The organism is Pseudomonas sp. MPB26 (assembly GCF_046605355.1).
Classification (GTDB): domain Bacteria; phylum Pseudomonadota; class Gammaproteobacteria; order Pseudomonadales; family Pseudomonadaceae; genus Aquipseudomonas; species Aquipseudomonas cedrina.
Genome location: NZ_CP176793.1, coordinates 3,665,143 through 3,685,543 on the forward strand (window position 1 = coordinate 3,665,143; position 20,401 = coordinate 3,685,543).

General features: G+C 59.9%; 18 protein-coding genes. 12 read left to right on the top strand and 6 right to left on the bottom strand.

The annotated features are described in order from the left end of the window. Window positions 1–308 precede the first annotated feature (308 nt). From ACLH0H_RS17045 to ACLH0H_RS17065, 5 genes are all read left to right on the top strand, one after another. A complete protein-coding gene (locus tag ACLH0H_RS17045; protein ID WP_017134857.1) occupies window positions 309–1,145 on the top strand; it encodes a S1 RNA-binding domain-containing protein in 837 nt (278 codons plus the stop codon). Between the two features lie 366 nt (window positions 1,146–1,511). Next, window positions 1,512–2,954 carry an NCS1 family nucleobase:cation symporter-1 gene (locus ACLH0H_RS17050; protein ID WP_411378890.1) on the top strand — a complete coding sequence of 481 codons (1,443 nt, stop codon included), beginning with the start codon at window positions 1,512–1,514 and terminating at the stop codon, window positions 2,952–2,954. A gap of 112 nt (window positions 2,955–3,066) precedes the next feature. Beyond that, window positions 3,067–3,960 carry a putrescine utilization regulator PtrR gene (gene ptrR / locus ACLH0H_RS17055; RefSeq protein ID WP_411378891.1) on the top strand — a complete coding sequence of 298 codons (894 nt, stop codon included), beginning with the start codon at window positions 3,067–3,069 and terminating at the stop codon, window positions 3,958–3,960. A gap of 142 nt (window positions 3,961–4,102) precedes the next feature. Continuing rightward, complete coding sequence (locus tag ACLH0H_RS17060) at window positions 4,103–4,225, top strand: PA1414 family protein (protein WP_003193089.1); 123 nt, start codon at window positions 4,103–4,105, stop codon at window positions 4,223–4,225. Window positions 4,226–4,568: 343 nt separating this feature from the next. Continuing rightward, window positions 4,569–6,689 carry an FAD-dependent oxidoreductase gene (locus ACLH0H_RS17065; protein WP_411378892.1) on the top strand — a complete coding sequence of 707 codons (2,121 nt, stop codon included), beginning with the start codon at window positions 4,569–4,571 and terminating at the stop codon, window positions 6,687–6,689. Between the two features lie 27 nt (window positions 6,690–6,716). Here the strand turns inward: ACLH0H_RS17065 and ACLH0H_RS17070 are convergent, their stop codons facing one another. From ACLH0H_RS17070 to speB, 4 genes are read right to left on the bottom strand one after another with little or no spacing between them, the layout of a single operon-like run. After that, entirely contained in the window at window positions 6,717–8,099 is a 1,383-nt protein-coding gene (locus ACLH0H_RS17070; RefSeq protein WP_411378893.1) for a sodium:solute symporter, read from the bottom strand. 36 nt (window positions 8,100–8,135) lie between these two features. Continuing rightward, a complete protein-coding gene (locus tag ACLH0H_RS17075; protein WP_411378894.1) occupies window positions 8,136–9,647 on the bottom strand; it encodes a purine-cytosine permease family protein in 1,512 nt (503 codons plus the stop codon). A gap of 21 nt (window positions 9,648–9,668) precedes the next feature. Beyond that, window positions 9,669–10,091 carry a YybH family protein gene (locus ACLH0H_RS17080; protein WP_411378895.1) on the bottom strand — a complete coding sequence of 141 codons (423 nt, stop codon included), beginning with the start codon at window positions 10,089–10,091 and terminating at the stop codon, window positions 9,669–9,671. After that, the gene (gene speB / locus ACLH0H_RS17085; RefSeq protein ID WP_064453522.1) at window positions 10,091–11,041 is read right to left on the bottom strand and encodes an agmatinase; all 951 of its coding nucleotides are present in this window, start codon (window positions 11,039–11,041) and stop codon (window positions 10,091–10,093) included. Before speB ends, ACLH0H_RS17080 begins: the two co-directional genes overlap by 1 nt. A 246-nt stretch (window positions 11,042–11,287) precedes the next feature. Between speB and ACLH0H_RS17090 the strand changes: the two genes are divergently transcribed. The 7 genes from ACLH0H_RS17090 (at window position 11,288) to ACLH0H_RS17120 (ending at window position 19,125) form a co-directional block, all read left to right on the top strand. Beyond that, window positions 11,288–12,181 (top strand): LysR family transcriptional regulator, encoded by an 894-nt coding sequence (locus ACLH0H_RS17090; protein ID WP_076952920.1) that lies wholly within the window; start codon window positions 11,288–11,290, stop codon window positions 12,179–12,181. A 7-nt stretch (window positions 12,182–12,188) separates the two neighbouring features. After that, complete coding sequence (locus tag ACLH0H_RS17095; protein ID WP_411378896.1) at window positions 12,189–12,794, top strand: tRNA-uridine aminocarboxypropyltransferase; 606 nt, start codon at window positions 12,189–12,191, stop codon at window positions 12,792–12,794. Window positions 12,795–12,947: 153 nt separating this feature from the next. Further along, window positions 12,948–13,850 carry a cysteine synthase CysM gene (gene cysM / locus ACLH0H_RS17100; RefSeq protein WP_076952922.1) on the top strand — a complete coding sequence of 301 codons (903 nt, stop codon included), beginning with the start codon at window positions 12,948–12,950 and terminating at the stop codon, window positions 13,848–13,850. After that, window positions 13,850–15,202 carry a 23S rRNA (uracil(1939)-C(5))-methyltransferase RlmD gene (rlmD, locus tag ACLH0H_RS17105; protein ID WP_411378897.1) on the top strand — a complete coding sequence of 451 codons (1,353 nt, stop codon included), beginning with the start codon at window positions 13,850–13,852 and terminating at the stop codon, window positions 15,200–15,202. The genes cysM and rlmD overlap by 1 nt, the downstream gene beginning before the upstream one ends. Window positions 15,203–15,324: 122 nt before the next feature. Continuing rightward, window positions 15,325–17,568: a GTP diphosphokinase gene (gene relA, locus ACLH0H_RS17110; RefSeq protein ID WP_076952924.1), complete on the top strand. Its 2,244-nt coding sequence runs from the start codon at window positions 15,325–15,327 to the stop codon at window positions 17,566–17,568. 152 nt (window positions 17,569–17,720) lie between these two features. Then, the gene (gene mazG / locus ACLH0H_RS17115; protein ID WP_411382427.1) at window positions 17,721–18,554 is read left to right on the top strand and encodes a nucleoside triphosphate pyrophosphohydrolase; all 834 of its coding nucleotides are present in this window, start codon (window positions 17,721–17,723) and stop codon (window positions 18,552–18,554) included. 25 nt (window positions 18,555–18,579) lie between these two features. Next, a complete protein-coding gene (locus ACLH0H_RS17120; protein WP_076952926.1) occupies window positions 18,580–19,125 on the top strand; it encodes a DUF2058 domain-containing protein in 546 nt (181 codons plus the stop codon). A gap of 150 nt (window positions 19,126–19,275) precedes the next feature. Here the strand turns inward: ACLH0H_RS17120 and ACLH0H_RS17125 are convergent, their stop codons facing one another. Both ACLH0H_RS17125 and ACLH0H_RS17130 read right to left on the bottom strand, forming a co-directional pair. Next, window positions 19,276–19,464, bottom strand: a complete 189-nt coding sequence (locus ACLH0H_RS17125; RefSeq protein WP_010208657.1) for a hypothetical protein — start codon at window positions 19,462–19,464, stop codon at window positions 19,276–19,278. Between the two features lie 220 nt (window positions 19,465–19,684). Beyond that, window positions 19,685–20,398, bottom strand: a complete 714-nt coding sequence (locus ACLH0H_RS17130; RefSeq protein ID WP_411378898.1) for a DUF3108 domain-containing protein — start codon at window positions 20,396–20,398, stop codon at window positions 19,685–19,687. Window positions 20,399–20,401 lie beyond the last annotated feature (3 nt).

The window sequence follows — 20,401 nt, forward strand, 5'->3', positions numbered from 1 at the left end:
CTTGGCCAGGCATCGTACAGGAAATACTTGACAATTGCTTGGTAAATATCCCCTTGGAATAAGCGTGGCGCCCAGGATTAAGTCAAAGTCCAGGGAGCAAATAAGCCTCTAACTTACTGTTTTGCCTCGAAACCAAGGCGTAAACGCTGCGTGGCTGCTTTTGAAGATTGCGCGCAATCTTCGGACGAGCGGGGGCGACGACCGGCCCGTGCCACTGGATCGCCACGCGAGCCCGCGTTTTTGCGGGCGCGCGCGCGTGGCGCTCGCAACTCGGGTAGAATGCCGCCCACGCAATGAGGGTATTGAAAATGGCTTTGGTCGGGCGCTACAACAGCTTGCAAGTGGTTAAGCACACTAACTTTGGTTTGTACCTGGACGGGGCGCAAGACGGTGAAATCCTCTTGCCCAATCGGTATATCCCCAAAGATATTCCCAGTGAAGATGAAGACTGGCTTAACGTTTTTATTTACCTGGACAGTGATGACAAACTTATCGCCACCACTGAAAAGCCTAAAGTTCAGGTGGGTGAATTCGCCAGTTTGAAAGTGGTAGAGGTCAACAGTATTGGCGTGTTCCTCGACTGGGGCTTGCCCAAGGATCTGTTGCTGCCGTATTCCGAAGAGAAGCGTCAGTTGACCGCGGGCGAATACTGCGTGGTGCACGTCTACCTCGACAAACACACCAAGCGTATTACCGCGACTGCGCGCCTGGACCGCTACCTGGATAAGACGCCGGCCAATTACCAGGTAGGCCAGGAAGTCGACCTGCTGGTGGCCGAAGCCACTGACATGGGTTTCAAGGCGATCATCAACAACAAGCATTGGGGCTTGATCCACAAGAACGAAGTGTTCAAGTTCCTGCGTCCGGGCAAGGAAGAAAAGGGCTTTATCAAGGAAATCCGCGCCGACGGCAATATCAGCCTGAGCCTGCAACCGGTCGGTCAAGAAGCAGCCTCCAGCCTTAACTCCAAGATCCTGGCCAAGTTGCGTGAGAACAACGGCACCTTGCCGGTGAGCGACAAAAGCGACCCCGCCGTGATCAGCAACTTGTTTGGCGTGAGCAAGGGCAACTTCAAGAAGGCGATTGGTGCGCTGTATAAACAGGGCCAGATTGTGATTCATGCGGATCGCATTGAACTAAGCTAAACGCGCTTTGGTTCTCTTGTAGAAGCAAGCCAGCTCGCGAAAAAGGTGCAATCCGAACTGTGATGCGCTGGAATATTTTCGCGAGCACGCTCGTCCCGCACGCAAAAATATGGCCAGGGGCTACCGGCAGTTCGGTAGATTATGTGTGTGCACATCGAGTGCACTGATGATTGTGTACAGGATTCACGTGCACCGTTGCTGAGCGCGGGCCCGTCTTCGGATCGATATCACACCGTTTGGAACGCTGCTCCGTAAGGATTGCGTTCAATTGGCACGCATTCTGCTCACCTCCCTCGTATACAACTGAGCCGCCTTCCGTATGCACCCGTGACGGAAGCGCAGGCTGGTACTTCGAGGAGCCCAGCGATGACCGAACAATTGCCCAAAGGCTACAGCCCGCGCCTGTACAACAAGGACCTTGGCCCACTGCCGCAGAAGTGGACCTGGTACAACATCTTCGCCTTCTGGATGAGCGACGTGCATAGCGTTGGTGGTTATGTGTTCGCCGCCAGCCTGTTCGCCCTTGGGCTGGCCAGTTGGCAAGTCTTGATCGCCTTGCTTGCCGGCATTTGCATCGTGCAGTTGATCGCCAACCTGGTGGCAAAGCCCAGCCAGCAGGCCGCCGTGCCCTACCCGGTGATTTGCCGGTTGGCGTTCGGAGTGTTCGGCGCGAACATTCCTGCTGTGATTCGCGGATTGATCGCCGTGGCCTGGTACGGGATCCAGACGTATCTGGCCTCAAGTGCCTTGATCATCGTGGTGCTGCGTTTTTTCCCACAGATGGCGGTGTATGCAGAGCCGCATTTTGCAGGCCTCTCCTACCTTGGCTGGTTCGGGTTTCTCAGCCTGTGGTTACTTCAGGCGGCGGTGTTCTGGGCCGGCATGGAGTCTATCCGCCGTTTTATTGATTGGGCGGGGCCGGTGGTGTATGCGGTGATGTTTGCGCTCGCCGGCTGGATCGTGTGGAAGGCTGGCTGGTCGAACATCAGCTTTACCCTGGGGGAGAAATCCCTCTCTGGCTGGCAGGCGTTTGGCCAGGTGATTGTGGCGACGGCGCTGGTGGTGTCTTACTTCTCCGGGCCGACCCTGAATTTTGGTGACTTCAGCCGCTACTGCCGCAGCATGCAGGATGTACGACGGGGCAATTTCTGGGGGCTGCCGGTGAATTTCCTGGCGTTTTCCCTGGTTACCGTGGTGATCGTCTCGGGCACGTTGCCCGTGTTTGGTGAAATGCTGCACGACCCGATCGCCACGGTGTCGCGCATCGATAACAGCATGGCGGTGTTGCTGGGCGCCTTTGCCTTCGTGACGGCGACCATCGGCATCAATATCGTGGCCAACTTCGTGTCGCCAGCGTTTGACTTCGCCAACGTCGCACCCAGCAGGATCAGCTGGCGCGCCGGTGGGATGATCGCTGCCGTGGCATCGATTTTCATCACGCCGTGGAACCTGTTCAATAACCCTCTGATGATCCATTACACCCTGGATATTCTCGCGGCGTTTATCGGCCCGCTGTTCGGGATTCTGCTGGTGGATTTCTACCTGATCAAAAAACAGCAGATCGACGTGGATGCACTGTTTGACGACAGCCCGAGCGGGCGTTACTACTTCGATGGCGGCGTGAACTGGACAGCGGTCAAGGCGCTGGTGCCGGCGACGCTGGTCGGCGTCGCGATCACCTTTACTCCGGCCTTGCAAGGCATGGCCAACTTTGCCTGGTTTACCGGCTGCTTCCTGGGAGGGCTGTTTTTCCTGGTGCTTGCGCGGCGAGAGCGGGTTCGCGCGCCCCTGCCATTGGTTGCCGGCTGACCAATACCGAAGCAAGAGGGCATGGTCAGGTTTTTTTGTAAGCGAATAAAGCGGATTGACTTTCTTTAAAATTGAATGATAGTGGTTGAGTTGTTCAGTTTTGGAGAAAGGTATGGAGTTCAGTCAGCTGCGCATTTTCCAGGCCGTGGCGCAGGAGGGCTCCATCACCCGCGCTGCCGAGCGTCTGCATCGCGTACCGTCAAACCTGTCGACTCGGCTCAAGCAGATGGAAGAACAACTTGGCGTGGAGCTGTTCGTTCGCGAGCGTCAACGCTTGCAGCTTTCCCCTGCGGGCAAAGTGTTGCTGGACTACAGCACCCGTCTGCTGGCCCTGCACGACGAAGCCCACGGCGCGGTGCAAGGAGGGCAACCGGCGGGTGACTTTGTGTTGGGCAGCATGTACAGCACGGGAGCAGTTCATCTGCCCAAGCTCCTTGCGCGCTATCACAAGGCTTATCCGCAGGTGAACCTTCAGGTGCAATCGGCGCCCAGCGGTGAATTGCTCGAAGGTTTGATGACCGGTCGACTGGACGCTGCGTTTGTGGACGGCCCCATCACGATTGCCTCGCTGGACGGTGTGGCCCTGTGCGAAGAACGCCTGGTGTTGATTTGCGAAGCCGATCACCCGCCTGTACGCGGTCCGCAGGACGTGGCGGGGCGCGCGGTGTTCACCTTTCGTCGCAGTTGCGCCTACCGCACGCGCCTGGAAACCTGGTTTTCCCACGAGCGCGTGGCCATGGGCCGGGCAATCGAGATCGAATCCTACCAAGGTATGCTCGCCTGTGTGATCGCCGGGTCGGGCGTGGCGTTGATGTCCGAATCCATGCTCGACAGCCTGCCAGGCAAGGACAGCGTGTCCGTTCATCCGTTGGTAGGGCCTTTTGCCACTGCGACCACCTGGCTGATGTGGCGAAAAGGTATGCTCGGCGCTAATCTCAACGCATGGATCGACCTGCAGCAGAGGGGCAAGGCCGAGGTCCCGCAGTACGCACGCACAATTGCTTGAACGATCCGTCAGGATTTGTATCAATTCAGTAATAGTTCGTTGTGGTTTCGTTCAAGCATTACGTAGGACTTAGGGCTACTATCAATGTAGGAAAAGGTGACAGAACTTGCACCTACCAGCATTACCCTCAAGGGGGGCAACCATGAAAGAGAAAATTCAAAACTGGCTCCATGATCTGGGCGTTGCACTGGGCTTGATCGAACCTCCGCTGCAGCCGGTGCCGATTCGCACAGACGACGAGCAGCGACGTCCGCGCCGGCGGTAAACGCCGTTCTCTAAACCGCCGCACAATTCCCATGTGGGAGCGGGCTTGCTCGCGAATGCGGTGTATCAGTCGATGAAAAGTTGACTGACACACCGCATTCGCGAGCAAGCCCGCTCCCACATTTGTTTGTGCATAACGAAAAAACCGGATTTATGCCTGTCTATCAGGCTTTTGACGTTCAGTTGTCGGAGCTGGACTACCGGATTGTCAGAATCGGCTGGCTTATTTGTTTTAAAAAACGCGCGTAGGTTGGGTTCCCTCAGAGAACGAGACAACTTGTTTCGGACCAAGCCCATGCGCCTTTCGAGGTGCTCCAATACGTCAGGATTGTTGGAGACACGCCATGCCGCTCTCTTCGGTTCCGCCGGTCGCCGCATCACTCATCGCCACAACCGACAGTGTTTTACATATCGCACCTGTGTCGAAAGCCTGGAAGGCTGACGCGCCCAGTAACGTCGTGTTTCTTCCCCCGACCTTAACCAGGCAAACGCTGCTCCTGCAGGTCGCACTCCTGCGCCCAACAACCATCGTCGTTGGAGACCAGGTCATCGATGCAGAGGTTATTGCCCAATGGCGTGTATCCCACCCATTTGGCGACCTCAACCTGATCCGCAGAGGAACAAGTCTGGATAAAGTGCAACTGGACCTGTGCAAAGCCAACGGCATCCGAGTGGTCAATACGCCTGGAATCAACGCACCGCACGTTGCGGCTTATATCGCGCACTGGCTGACACTGGCCGATGGCTCCATGCCCGCTGATGTCCGCGTACTCGGATACGGCAACGTGGGAAAAGAGCTTGTCAAATTACTGCTTGATCGAGATCCGGATGTCCGGATCAAGGTGTTGGTTCGACACGGTCGAGCACCGGACGCTCACGGCGGGGCCTTTTGCGATAGCCGCGTGTCATTTGTGGTGGACTGGTCAGAGGCGCTGGAGGGAGCCACTGCTGTCGCGATCTGCTTAGCCCTGAATGATGACTCCACCCATCGCATCGATCCGGTCCTGATTCAGGGTATGCAGGAACACGCGCGCCTGGTCTGTGTCGCCAAGCCGGATGTGTTCAGCGACGATGCATTGCACGCGCTGGCAGTCGCTGAAGGCATCCAGCTTATTCTGGACTATGGGCCTACGACATTGGATGCGTTTGGCATACGCACGCAAACCCTTGGCTGCGATGTGTCCACATGGCACAACCCGGCCACGCTGACTACACAGGCGGCAACCACCGAAGCCTGCCATTGCGATCTGGACTACGCGGTTTGCGTTCAACTGAGCTTGACGGCCTTGCGCGGTCTCGTCAGGCGCAAACTTGCACACTCATTGACGATCCCTTCTCTACGGGTGTGTACCCGTGCACCTCGCGTGTCGATCATCGGCAGAGGTATTAACGGTCTGCTCCAGGCCGTAATGTTCCGTCTCGCGAACTATCAGGTCACCGTGTATGGAGGAAGTCAGGAGAGCGATGGCGCAAGTCATAAAAAGGTGAACATGCGCCATCTGTCAGCAACGGAGACGACCGCAAAGCCACTGCATAACAACTATCTAATGCCTGGAAACCAGCAGTTGACCGTTGAGTGCAATCGCGCAGGTATTGAGCTCTTTGAAAAGCTACTGGCTGACAACCCATCGCTGGCACGATTTGCGCGGGCGTCGATTGTGCGAGTCTATATGGAGGATGCCAGTGGCGTAGAGGCCGCGATCCGCGAGCAACGTGGTATCGAAAACAGGACTTGGCCGAGCGGCAAGCCAGGACATGAACTTACAGAGATCAGCCAGCTGCAATTCCAGGCACGTTTTGGAATGCCTGGGATCGGCCGGGCTATTGAAGTATCGGGCTACGATTTAGAATTTGTCTATTTGATGAATGAGCTGGAAGCGCTTTTGCAGTGCTCTGGCGTTCAGTTTCTGTCTCAACATCTGGACTCGGTCCAAATTGCTGAACTGAGTAAAGAGCACTTCGTCGTCACTGCCACTGGAGTGGAGGAGCCAAGGGTAATTCCGATCATTGGCTGGTTTTTTAAGCTGCGCGCTACTGGCCGTGAAGGTGCCGGGATGCGCGGACTCAAATTGCAATACGATTTGCCAATCGGCGTCATGAATTGCCGCTTGGACGGGGACTACATTCTAGTTTCCGGCGGGCAAGTTCCGCCCGATTCGACTCCGGAGCGCAAGGAGCAGATATTGAATGATTGTCTCGCGGCGGTTGCTCGGCATTTTCCAACGTCCTACCGCAAGGCGATCGAAACGGGCGACTTGCACATTATCGAATGTGCCAGACCCGGCACGCCGGATGGACTTTCGATAGTTTATTGGTCCGCCCATCATCGTATCGCGGCCGGGGGAACGTATGCCGCAGGCACAACCCAGGGATTGGTCTGGGCCTCTCTGGTCCAGGAAATCATCCAGGCAAACGCTAAGTTGAATGAAAAAAACGGGCACGACATCCGACGTCGCGCCCGCTGAAGAAACCGCTCTAGACCCCGCTATGCGTCAAACCGCCCGAGCCACCGCCGCGTCCGGCTTGCGCGACAACACACTCACCACGACAAAACTCACCAGCCCAACCGCCAGGCTGTAGTAAATCGGCGTGTTTGCATCCAGCCCATCCTTGAACATGAACACCAGCGCCGTCACAAAGCCCAGGATCATGGACGTGATTGCTCCCGACGTGGTCGCGCGCTTCCAGAAAATCGCGCCCATCAGCGGAATCAACATGCCGCCCACCAGCAGGTTGTAGGCCAGGGTCAGGGCGCTGATCACATCACTCACCACCAGCGCGATACCCAGCACGAGCATACCGGTCAGCAGTGTGAACAGGCGGTTGAGCGCCAGGCTCGACTGCTTGCCGCCACGCAAGCGCGGCAGCAGGTCTTCGGTCAAAACGGTGGAGGCGGCGAGCAAGGCGGCGCTGGCGGTGGACATCATCGCCGCCAGGGCGGCGGCGATCACCAGGCCGCGAATGCCGTCGGGCAGCGACACTTTGACGATCGCGGCAAAGGCGTTGTTGACGTTGTCCAGGTCCGGGATCAACACATGCGCCGCCATGCCGATCAGCGCACAGGCCAGGCCGTAGAGGATGCAGTAGAAACCGGCGAAGGTGCCTGCGTACTTGGCGACCTTTTCGTCACGGGCGGTGAATACCCGTTGCCAGATGTCCTGGCCGATCAGGATGCCGAAAAAGTAGATCATGAAGTAGGTGATGATCGTGTCCCAACCGATCGCGGTGAAGCTGAAGCTCGACGCCGGCAGCTTGGCCACCAGTTCGTCCCAGCCGCCGACGCGATAAAGGCAGATCGGCAGCAGGATAAACACCAGCCCGACAGTCTTGATCACAAATTGCACGATGTCAGTGAGCGTCAGCGACCACATGCCGCCGATGGTCGAGTACATCACCACCACGCCGCCGCCGAGCAGTACCGAGGCCCAGAAGGGCAGGCCGAACAGTACTTGCAGCACGGTGCAGATCCCAAGTACCGACGTCACGCCCAGCATCACGGCGTAGGCCAGCATGATCACCGCGCTGGCCTGGCGAGCGATGGGGTTGTAGCGTTTTTCGAGCACCTGGGTCACGGTGAAGATCTTCAGCTTCAACAGCGGCTTGGCCAGGAACAGGTTCAGCGCGATGATCCCCGCGCCCAGCGCGGCACACAGCCAGAAGCCAGAGATGCCATGCACATAGCCCAGGCGTACGGTGCCGACGGTCGATGCACCGCCCAGCACCGTAGCGGCCATGGTGCCCATATACAGCGACGGGCCGAGGTTGCGCCCGGCCACCAGGTAGTCTTCATGGGTTTTGGCGCGGCGCATGCCGTAGTAGCCGAGCACCAGCATGCCGGCGGCGTAGATGAGTACGACGAATAAATCCAAAGCCATGACGGCGATTCTCCAATTGTCTTTTTTATGGGGCGATCAGGCGGCGGGTTGCAGCGCCGGTTTAACGCGCGCATCCGTGCGCTTACTGCGGGGGGCGGTCGGCCCGTACACGGCCACAGGTTCGGCAAATACACGAAGCAAGGTCAGGTACACCACCGAGGCCAGCCCCAGCGTCACCGGCAAGCTGATATCGATGCCATCGGCCAGCTCTCCCAGCGGGCCGACAAACTGCCCCGGCAGGTTGACGAAGCACAGGCCCACCAGCGCACTCGGAATCCACGCTCCCAGCCCGCGCCAGTTCCAGCCATGGCTGAACCAGTAGCGGCCGCCGGTTTCACCGCGGGTGAACACCTGCAAGTCGTCCGGGCAGTAGAAGCCGCGACGCACGATCAGGCCGATGATCATGATCACCATCCACGGCGTGGTGCAGGTGATGATCAGCACCGCGAAGGTCGATACGCTCTGCACCAGGTTGGCGGCGAAACGTCCGATAAAGATGAAGGCAATCGACATCACCCCAATCAGCAGCGTGGCCCTGACCCGCGACAGCAGGCGCGGAAACACGCTGGACATGTCCAGCCCGGTGCCGTACAGCGCGGTGGTGCCGGTGGACATGCCGCCGATCACCGCGATCAGACACACCGGCAGGAAAAACCAGGTGGGCGCCACCGCCAGCAAACCGCCGACATAGTTGTTGGCCGCGATGTAGTCCGGTGCCTTGATCGCCACGATGGTCGCAGTGGCCAGGCCGAACAGGAAGGGGATCAGGGTGGCGATCTGTGCCGCGACGACGGCCAGCATGATGCGTATTTTCGGTGTTTGGCGCGGGATATAGCGCGACCAGTCACCCAGGAACGCCCCGAAGGAAATCGGGTTGCTCATGGCCACCAGTGCCGCGCCAATGAACGCTGCCCAGAACCCGGGCCGGCCCATGGCGACGGTGCCGCTGAACTGGCTGTCGAAGGCCGGTGCAAACGCGAAGATCCCCAGCAGAAACAATAGGCTCGCCGCCCACACCGCAATGCGGTTGACCCACAGCATGAAGCGAAAGCCGTAGATGCACACCGTCAGGACGAGAAGGGCGAACACACCGTAGGCCAGGCCCAGGGTCAGGTCGGTTTCCGGCAAGCCGACCAGGCGTTTCGCACCGCCCACCAGCGCATCGCCTGAACTCCATACTGACAGCGAGAAGAAGGCAATCGCCGTCAGCAGCGACAGAAATGAGCCGACAATCCGTCCGTGTACGCCGAAGTGCGCACCGGAAGACACGGCGTTGTTGGTGCCATTGAGCGGCCCAAACAGGCCCATGGGCGCGAGGATCAGCGCACCCACCAGCACGCCCAGCACAATCGCCCAGACGCCGGCCTGGAATGACAGGCCGAACAGCACCGGGAAGGAGCCCAGCACCGCGGTAGCAAAGGTATTGGCACCGCCGAAGATCAGGCGGAACAAGTCCATGGGGCCGGCGGTACGTTCCTGGTCGGGGATCTGTTCGACCCCGTTGGTTTCTATCTTGCGAATACGTTTATCGTTGTTTTTATTATTCATGATCAGCTCCGATCACATTGGCTAAGGGGGCGGCAGCCCTTCCGGCATAGCGGACAAATGTTCGTGACAGGCCAGCCACAGGCCTTTTTCTTGTTGTGGGCGAGCACCTTGCCTTTTGAAGACAATGGTCTCGCGTTCCTGGCTGAAGAATTGCTCCCCGTTCATGCGCAGCTCGGTGGCCACGTCATGCATGAAAATCGCCACGTCACCCTGCAGGCTGACAAAGGCGTTGCTCGAGGCGCAAGACAGCACCTCGAACCCCTCGTCCCGGCGCCAGCTGTCCCACAACGCCTGGTAGGCATCGCGACTCAGCAGCGGCTGGGGGAGGGTATGGAACACAAAGCTGGCATCGGCCGAGAACGCGCCGAAATAAGCGGCGCGGTCATTGCGCGCGAAGGCTGCCACCAGGTCGGCGGCGGCTTGCAGCACTTCGTGCGTGCTCATCAGCGATGGGCCACGCCGGGAAGTACGCAGAGCATTTCGTACAGCAGGTTGGCGCCCAGCAACGAGGTGTTGCCGGTGGTGTCATAGGGCGGCGAAACTTCTACCAGGTCGCAACCAATCAGGTCGAGGCCCTGGCAGCCACGGATGATCTCGATCGCCTGGATGGTGGTCAGCCCGCCGATTTCCGGTGTGCCGGTGCCAGGCGCCCAGGCCGGGTCGATGCCGTCGATATCAAAGCTCAGGTACACCGGGCCGCCACCGACTTTTTCGCGCACCTCGGCCATCAACGGCGCGAGGGAGTGGTGCCAGCATTCTTCGGCCTGGACCACCCGGAAACCTTGTTTGCGGCTCCAGTTGAAGTCTTCGGCGGTGTAGCCCTGCGCGCGCAGGCCGATCTGCACCACGCGGTCGCAATCGAGCAGGCCTTCTTCCACGGCGCGGCGGAAGGTGGTGCCGTGGGCGATTTTCTCGCCGAACATATGGTCGTTGACGTCGGCGTGCGCATCGATGTGCACCAGCCCGACCTTGCCATGTTTCTTGTGGATCGCCCGCAGGATCGGCAGGGTGATGGTGTGGTCGCCGCCCAGGGTCATCGGGATGACGTTGTGCTCGAGGATCTCGTCGTAGGCTTCCTCGATGATGCGCACGGCGTCGAGCAGGTTGAAGGTGTTGATCGCCACGTCGCCGATGTCCGCCACCGACAGCGAGTCGAACGGCGCGGCGCCGGTGGCCATGTTGTAGGGGCGGATCATCACCGATTCGGCGCGGATTTCACGCGGACCGAAGCGGGTACCGGCGCGCAGCGAGGTGCCGATGTCGAGGGGCACGCCGACAAAGGCGGCGTCCAGGCCCTTGGCCGTTTGCAGGTGGGGAAGACGCATCATGGTGGCGATGCCGGCGAAGCGCGGCATTTCGTTGCCGCCCAGTGGTTGGTGGAAAATCTTGTCCACGGTAGTGCCTCATCGTTGTTGTGGTTATCTGGGGCCGATTCTGCGAAATAGGTGGAAACGAAAGAATCGGCAGGGGCAAATACTTAGTTCAGATTTTTCTAAACTAAAGCCTGGGGTAAACTCGGTCCAAATGTGGGAGCGGGCTTGCTCGCGAATACGGTGTGTCAGTCACAGATCATTCGAATGATCCACCGTATTCGCGAGCAAGCCCGCTCCCACAGGTTTCGTGTTCACCTTGGAGATCCGATGGCCAACGCCTTGCCCGACCTGAAACTCCTGCGCATCTTCGTCAGCGTCGTGCGGCACCAGGGGTTTGCCAACGCCCAGCACGAACTCAACCTGTCGACGTCGGCCATCAGCACCTACATGAGCCAGTTGGAATCGGCGCTGGGGCTGGTGCTGTGCCATCGTGGCCGGGGTGGTTTCAGCCTGACCAGCAAGGGCGAGCTGTTTCATCAGGAAACCCTGCGTCTTTTAGGGGAGCTGGAAGGTTTCGAGCAATATGCCGCTGCACTCAAGGGCGAGTTGCGCGGCACCCTCAAGCTCGGCGTGCTCGATTCCACCGTCAGCGACAAGGCCCTGCCGTTCGCTGAGGTGATCGGCGCCTACAGCCTGGAACACCCGGCGGTGCACCTGCATTTGTCGGTGATGAGCCCCTACGAGCTGCAGTTGGGCGTGCAGGACAATCGCCTGGACCTGGCCATCGGCGCCTTCTCCAACCGTATGAGCGGGCTGATCTACATGCCGCTGTATCGTGAGCAGCATTGGTTGTATTGCAGTTCCCGGCACCCGTTGTTCAATGAGCGACGCATTCCGGAGCAGGTCATCACCCAGCAGCGTATGGTGGGGCGCGGCTACTGGAGCCAGGCGGAGCTGGCGCGCCACGGCTTCAAGCACAGCGCCGCCACGGTGGAAAGTATGGAAGCGCAACTGATACTGGTGCTGTCGGGCGCCTACATCGGCTACCTGCCGGAGCACTACGCCCAGGCGTGGGCCGACAAGGGCGACTTGCGCGTGTTGCTGCCCGCCACCTTCGGCTACCAGGCGCCGTTCTCAATGATCATGCGCCGTGGCCGCAGCCGCGAACCGCTGATCCAGACCTTTCGCGATCTGCTCAAAGCCCAGCTCAACCAGGCCTGAAAACACCATGTCCAGACCGCAATGTGCCCGTTGCCACCGCCCCACCAGCCATTGCCTGTGCGCGCTGATTCCCAGCCTCGACAGCCGCACCCGTGTGTTGCTGCTGCAGCATCCGAGTGAGGTCGGCCATGCGCTGAACACCGCGCGTCTGGCAGCGCTGGGCTTGAACAATGCGCAGTTGGTGGTGGGGGAGGTGTTCGAGGATTTGGCGACTTTATTGAACCCGCCCGGTTATCAGGCCCGGCTGCTGTTTCCGGCGGATGACGCCCAGCCGCTGCAAGCCTATGCGCCCAAGGATCAACCGCTGTTGTTGGTGGTTCCCGACGGCACTTGGCGCAAGGCGCGCAAACTGCTGCATCTCAATCCGCTGCTGGCGGCGTTGCCACGGGTGACGTTGGACGACGGCGGCATTTCACGTTACCGGCTACGCAAGGCACCGGGCGCAGGGGCGCTGTCGACGGTAGAAGCCATCACACAGGCATTGCAGGTGCTGGAAGCGCCAGCCTCGTTCGAGCCATTGCTTAAACCCTTCGAAGCGCTGATCGAAGGGCAGATTGCGGCGATGGGGCAGGAGATTTTTCAAAGAAATCATGGCGACGGGCATTTGGGTTAGGCGGGTTATCGAGGCGCGGCCCCTCGGGGGCAAGCTCAGCCACCACCTCCCTCTCTTATTCCTTTAGGTCATATGCACCGCACTTTGCGTGATATGGCCCGCCGGCCTTTCCCGGTATGATGTGCGCCCCGCAGTCTGGATTGCGAATACGCCATGACCTTGCAGTACCCCACAATCGCCGATTGCGTCGGCAACACGCCCCTGGTCCGCTTGCAACGCATGGCGGGTGAAACCAGCAATACCCTGTTGCTCAAGCTCGAAGGCAACAACCCGGCCGGGTCGGTAAAAGACCGCCCGGCATTGTCGATGATCACCCGTGCCGAATTGCGCGGGCAGATCAAGCCCGGCGACACCCTGATCGAAGCCACCTCGGGTAACACCGGGATTGCCCTGGCCATGGCCGCGGCGATCAAGGGTTACAAGATGATCCTGATCATGCCCGACAACTCCAGCGCCGAGCGCAAGGCCGCGATGACGGCCTATGGCGCCGAACTGATCCTGGTGACTCAGGAGCAGGGCATGGAAGGCGCGCGCGACCTTGCCGAGCGCATGGCCGCCGAAGGCCGTGGCCAGGTGTTGGACCAGTTCGCCAACGGCGACAACCCCGAAGCGCACTACACCAGCACCGGCCCGGAAATCTGGCGCCAGACCCAGGGCACCATCACCCATTTCGTCAGTTCCATGGGCACCACCGGCACCATCATGGGCAATTCGCGCTACCTCAAGGAGCAGAACCCGGACGTGCAGATCGTCGGCCTGCAACCGATGGAAGGCGCGGCCATCCCAGGTATCCGCCGCTGGCCCGAAGAGTATTTGCCCAGGATCTACAACGCGACCCGCGTGGACCGCATTATCGACATGGCGCAGCGTGAAGCCGAAGACACCACCCGCCGACTGGCCCGTGAAGAAGGCATCTTCTGCGGCGTGTCGTCCGGTGGCGCCGTGGCCGGTATGTTGCGCTTGTCCCAGGAGGTTGAAAACGCGGTGATCGTCGCGATCATCTGTGACCGAGGCGACCGCTACCTGTCGACCGGCATTTTCGACGAACCCAACTGATGGCCAAGCACGAGAGAGGCCTGCGCTTCCAACCCACGGGCGGCAGCCGGGCCCCGCAGATTCCGGTGGGCAAGAAGCAACGCCTGACCATCGAGCGCCTGGCCAATGACGGTCGCGGCATCGTGTTCTTTGAAGGGCGCACCTGGTTTGTGAATGGTGCGCTGGCCGGCGAAGAGGTGGAAGCACGGGTGTTGGGCGCCCACGGCAAAATCGTCGAGGCGCGTACCGAGCGGGTGTTCAAGGCCAGCGAGTTGCGGCGCCCGGCGCCCTGTGCGCACTTTGACCGCTGCGGCGGGTGCAGCGTGCAGCATTTGCCCCATGCCGAACAGCTCGCCCTCAAACAGCGCATGCTCGCCGAGCAATTGTCCCGTGTGGCCGGTGTCGAACCGCACGCATGGGCCGCGCCGTTGAGCGGCCCGGAATTCGGCTACCGCCGCCGCGCCCGCGTGGCCGTGCGTTGGGACGCCAAGGCCAAACACCTGGAGGTCGGTTTTCGCGCGGTGGCCAGCCAGGACATCGTTGCCATCGATGAATGCCCGGTGCTGGTACAGGCTTTGCAACCGATCATGCAACGCCTGCCCAACCTGCTGCGCCGCTTGAGCAAGCCTCAGGCATTGGGGCATGTGGAGCTGTTCAGTGGCACGTCCGTGGCCGTGTTGCTACGGCACATGTCGCCGTTATCGGAAGCGGACCTGCTGGTCCTGAAAGAATTCTGCAGCTTCCATGAGGCCCAGCTGTGGCTGCATGGCGAGGGGCAACCGGAACCGGTCGAGGCGGATCAAACCCTCGGTTATCGCTTGGAACAGTGGGACCTGGCGCTGGCCTATCGGCCGGGAGACTTCGTGCAGGTCAACGCTGGAGTTAACGCGGCGATGGTCGCCCAGGCTCTGGAATGGCTGGCGCCACAACCCGACGAACGGGTGCTGGACCTGTTTTGCGGCCTGGGCAACTTTGCCCTGCCATTGGCGCGCCACGTGCGTGAAGTGGTGGCGGTAGAAGGCGTGCAGGCCATGGTCGATAGCGCGGCCGTCAACGCCGCCGAGAATAATTTGCATAATGCGCAGTTTTTTCAAGCCGATTTGTCCCAGCCTTTGACTGACGCGCAATGGGCCAAACAGGGCTTTTCTGCGGTACTCTTGGACCCACCCCGTGACGGTGCCCTGGAGGTTGTGCGTACGCTCGCGACCCTTGGGGCCAAGCGCCTGGTGTATGTGTCCTGCAACCCGGCCACGCTGGCGCGGGACACGGTTGAATTGGTCAAGCAAGGCTACCGGCTAAAACGTGCCGGGATCCTCGACATGTTTCCGCAAACCGCGCATGTCGAGGCCATGGCGTTATTTGAAGCGGGCTAGGATGCCCGTTTAATCCGACCGGCCTGTCGTCTCCTGGGCTGTGATCTGCCAGGGAGCCTGCAGTACAAGGTCGGCGATGAATTCTGGCGCATCCAAGGTGCGTCGTAGGGAAGGTAAGCAAGATGGTACAGGTGAGAGCACACCAGCCGATCAACACCGACGGCAGTATCAATCTCGAGGCATGGCTGGATCATGCCATCAGCGTCGACCCGGCGCTGGACCGTGAAGCCTTGAAAGCAGCCTGCGAGTTCGCTCGCGAGTCTGAGCAGCAAGACAATGCGGCCAAAAACCTGTGGGCCGAAGGCACTTCAAGCTTTCGCACTGGCCTGGAAATCGCCGAGATCCTCGCCGATCTCAAGCTGGACCAGGATTCGCTGATCGCCGCCGTGCTGTATCGCGGCGTGCGTGAAGGGCACATCCCGTTGGCCACCGTTGGTCAGCGTTTCGGCTCGGTCGTGGCCAAGCTGATTGACGGCGTGCTGCGCATGGCCGCGATCAGCGCCAGCCTCAGCCCGCGCCAGTCCATGGTGCTGGGCACCCAGGGCCAGGTGGAAAACCTGCGCAAGATGCTGGTGGCGATGGTCGACGACGTGCGTGTCGCCCTGATCAAGCTGGCCGAGCGCACCTGCGCGATCCGGGCGGTCAAGACCGCCGACGACGAGAAGCGCAACCGCGTCGCTCGGGAAGTCTTCGATATCTACGCGCCGCTGGCGCACCGCCTGGGTATCGGCCATATCAAGTGGGAACTGGAGGACTTGTCCTTCCGTTACCTCGAACCCGATCAGTACAAACAGATTGCCACGCTGCTGCACGAGCGCAGGCTTGACCGTGAACGCTTCATCAGCGACGTGATGGGCCAATTGCGTTCCGAGTTGCAGGCCACCGGCGTCGAAGCCGACATCAGCGGCCGCGCCAAGCACATCTATTCCATCTGGCGCAAAATGCAGCGCAAGGGCCTGGCCTTCAGCCAGATCTACGACGTGCGCGCCGTGCGCGTGCTGGTGCCGGAAATGCGCGACTGCTATACCGCGCTGGGTATCGTCCATACCTTGTGGCGCCACATTCCCAAGGAATTTGACGACTACATCGCCAACCCCAAGGAAAACGGCTACCGCTCGCTGCACACGGCTGTGATCGGCCCGGAAGGCAAAGTGCTGGAAGTGCAGATCCGCACCCATGCCATGCACGAAGAGGCCGAGCTGGGTGTGTGTGCGCACTGGCGCTACAAGGGCACCGACGTCAAGGCCGGTTCCAACCAGTACGAAGAGAAAATCTCCTGGCTGCGCCAAGTGCTGGAGTGGCACGAAGAACTCGGCGATATTGGCGGCCTGGCCGAACAGCTGCGGGTGGATATCGAGCCGGACCGGGTCTACATCTTCACCCCCGACGGCCATGCCATCGACTTGCCCAAGGGCGCCACGCCGCTGGATTTTGCCTACCGCGTGCACACCGAAATCGGCCACAACTGCCGGGGCGCCAAGATCAATGGGCGCATCGTACCGCTCAACTACAGCCTGCAGACCGGCGAGCAGGTCGAGATCATCACCAGCAAGCACGGCACGCCGAGCCGCGACTGGCTGAACCCGAACCTGGGCTACATCACCACGTCGCGGGCGCGGGCGAAGATCGTGCACTGGTTCAAATTGCAGGCGCGCGACCAGAACGTCGCCGCCGGCAAGACCTTGCTCGAGCGCGAACTGGGCCGCTTGGGCCTGCCCCAGGTGGACTTCGACAAGCTGGCCGAAAAGGCCAACATGAAGATCGCCGAAGACATGTTCGCCGCCCTCGGCGCCGGCGATTTGCGCCTGGCGCAACTGGTCAACCTGGCCCAGCAACTGGTCGAGCCGGAACGCGGCAACGAACAGCTGGAACTGATCCCGCGCAAGGCCACTGGCTACAAGCCCGGCAAGCGCGGCGACATCCAGATCCAGGGCGTCGGCAACCTGATGACGCAAATCGCCGGTTGCTGCCAGCCGTTGCCGGGCGACGCTATCGTCGGCTACATCACCCAGGGGCGCGGCGTGAGCATCCACCGCCAGGACTGCGCCTCGGTGCTGCAACTGGGCGGGCGCGAGCCGGAGCGGATCATCCAGGTCAGCTGGGGGCCAGTGCCGGTGCTCACCTACCCGGTGGACATCGTGATCCGCGCCTACGACCGTTCCGGTTTGCTACGGGACGTGTCCCAAGTGCTGCTCAATGAGCGGATCAACGTGCTGGCGGTCAACACCCGTTCGAATAAAGAGGACAACACCGCGTTGATGTCCCTGACCATCGAGATTCCGGGGCTGGACGCACTGGGGCGGTTGCTGGGGCGGATTTCCCAGTTGCCGAACATCATTGAGACGCGGCGTAACCGTACGCCATGAATAGCTGGATAAACGCGGACTAAACTGTGGGAGCGGGCTTGCTCGCGAAGGCGGTGTATCAGTGTCAGATGTATTGGCTGATCCAACGCCTTCGCGAGCAAGCCCGCTCCCACATTTGACCGGCGGCGTTCTTATTGATCGGACACAGAATGATGTATTCACTCGAAGACCTGCTGCACCTGATGAACCGCCTGCGCGACCCGCAATACGGTTGCCCGTGGGACATCAAGCAAACCTACGCCAGCATCGTCCCGCACACGCTTGAAGAAGCCTACGAAGTGGCCGACGCCATCGAACGCGGTGACTTCGATCACCTGCAAGGCGAGTTGGGCGACCTGTTGTTCCAGGTGGTCTACTACAGCCAACTGGCGCGTGAAGAAGGGCGCTTTGAATTCGCCGGGGTAGTCGACAGCATCACGCGCAAGTTGATCCGTCGCCATCCCCACGTGTTCCCCACCGGCGATCTGTACGCACCGCTGGATATTGCGCAGTTGAACGAAGAGCAGGTCAAGGAACGCTGGGAGCAGATCAAGGCTGAAGAGCGCGCGGAGAATTCCGACGCGCCGGAGCAACTGTCCCTGCTTGACGATGTGCCCACCGCGCTGCCGTCCCTGTCCCGCGCCGCCAAATTGCAGAAGCGCGCCAGCCAGGTCGGTTTCGACTGGCCGTCTGCGTTGCCGGTGGTGGATAACGTGCGCGAAGAGCTGGACGAAGTGCTCGAAGCCATGGCCGATAACGATGCAGCGGCCATCGCCGACGAGGTCGGTGACCTGCTGTTCGCGGCGGTGAACCTGGCTCGGCACCTCAAGGTCAACCCGGAAACCGCGCTGCGTGGTGCCAACGCCAAATTCGAGCGACGTTTCCGATTTATCGAACAGGCATTGCGCCAGACCCACCGTCCCATGGAAGATTGCACCCTCGAAGACTTGGACGCCCTCTGGGGCGAAGCCAAACGTCAGGAAAAGAACGTGTCCAGCTGCGGTTGAGCAGTTGCCTAAGTGAGTAAGCACCATGAGCCTTTCCCTTCGCGACCAGTTGCTCAAAGCAGGTCTGGTCAACCAAAAGCAGGCCAAGCAGGTCGGCAAAGACAAACAGAAGCAGCAGCGCCTGGTCCACAAAGGCCAGATCGAGGCGGATGACACCCAGGCCCGCCTGGCCGCCGAGGCGCACGCCGAGAAGGTCAAGCGCGACCAGGAGCTGAACCGCCAGCAGCAGGAGAAAGCCGAGGCCAAGGCGCGCACCGCGCAGGTCAAGCAACTGATCGAGACCTCGCGCCTGCCCAAGCTGACCACCGAGGACTACTACAACTTCGTGGATGACAAGAAGGTCAAGCGCTTGTCGGTCAACACACTGATGCGTAACAAGCTGAGCAACGGCTCCCTGGCGATCGTGCATCACGGCGGCGGCTATGAGGTGATCCCGCGCGAAGCGGCGCTGAAGATCCAGGAGCGCGCACCGGAGCGTATCGTGCAGCTCAACCTGCTTACCGAAAGCCAGGTGCCGGATGAGGATGACCCATACGCCGCCTACCAGATCCCTGATGACCTGATGTGGTAAGGCTGTAAAAATAGTCAGTTAAGGCTTTTTTCTGTAGGAGCGAGCTTGCTCGCGAAAAACGTCAACGATAACGCGTGCTTCCTGAACGAACGCGGCGTCTGTGAGTTCTTCGCGAGCAAGCTCGCTCCTACAAAGGGCTAATTCAGCGTTTCAGGAGCCTTGCGCCTGGCGTCTCATCTCAAGGGCTTCAAGCTCGTTTTTATAGTTATGAGCGTCGCTCTCGTTGTGAAACATGCCGACCAACAGGTCTTGTTGGTGTACATCCCAGATATGAATCCCATGGCCCAATGCTTCGTGGGACATATGTTCGTCGTCGCGTTCAGTTACTTTTACAGTCATCTGCTTGCTCCAATCTCTGGCGGGCCTGCGGCAAGTCGTCGCAGGCCTTTGTTATATATTTTGATAGCTTGCTAAGTAAATGGCTTTAACGGTTTATGACAGAAGTTTCATGTTGGGGGTCGGCTAAAAGCTCTGCGATGGCGGCAGAAGCTTCAACAAAAAACCTGCAGACGAAAAAAAGCCCCGCATTCAGCGAGGCCTTTTCTACCCACCAGCTCAATCAGCTACCTTTGACAGCCTTACCATCAACGGTACCGTCCTGCAGCATGATGTTGTATTCCTTGCCGTCGGTTTCCACCTGGCGCAACGCAACCAGGATGCCGCCCTGATCCTTGGCGAACCACATCTGGGTGATGCGCTTGCTCTGCGACGGATCACGCACGCGCTCGACCTTGATCGCATCGATGGCGCCGACTTTGGTCTGGACCTTTTCCTGGCCAATCACGCGGAAGTCGTAGGTGTCGACATCAGTACCTTCGACCACGCGGTAGCTCATGCTCTTCTTGCCGCCAGCCACGTCACGTTGCAGGGCAAGCTGGTAAGTCGATTTGTCGAGCATGCCGCTTTCAAGCGTGACGTTGACCGGGTCCTTGTTCTCAAAGCCGGTGACTTTCTTGGCGGATTGATCGAAGTCCAGGTTGATCTTCTTGGCCTTGCCCAGGCCACCGCGTTCGAAGGAGTAGCTCTTAGGTTGCAAGGTGTCCTTGTCGAACAGGATCACGCTGGTTTCCGTCAGGCTGGCGATCATCATGGAAGCCTTGAAATTCAAGGTCCAGGTGCCGTCACCGTTCTTGGTCAGGCTGCGTTCTGCCGAACCACTCATGGGCAACTGTTTCCAGTCGGCGGTATAGCTGGCGGAGAAAGGATGTAAATCTGCTGCTTGCACGGCAGGCAAGGCGAACAGCGCAAAGGCGAAGAGCAAGGCGCGACGCATAAA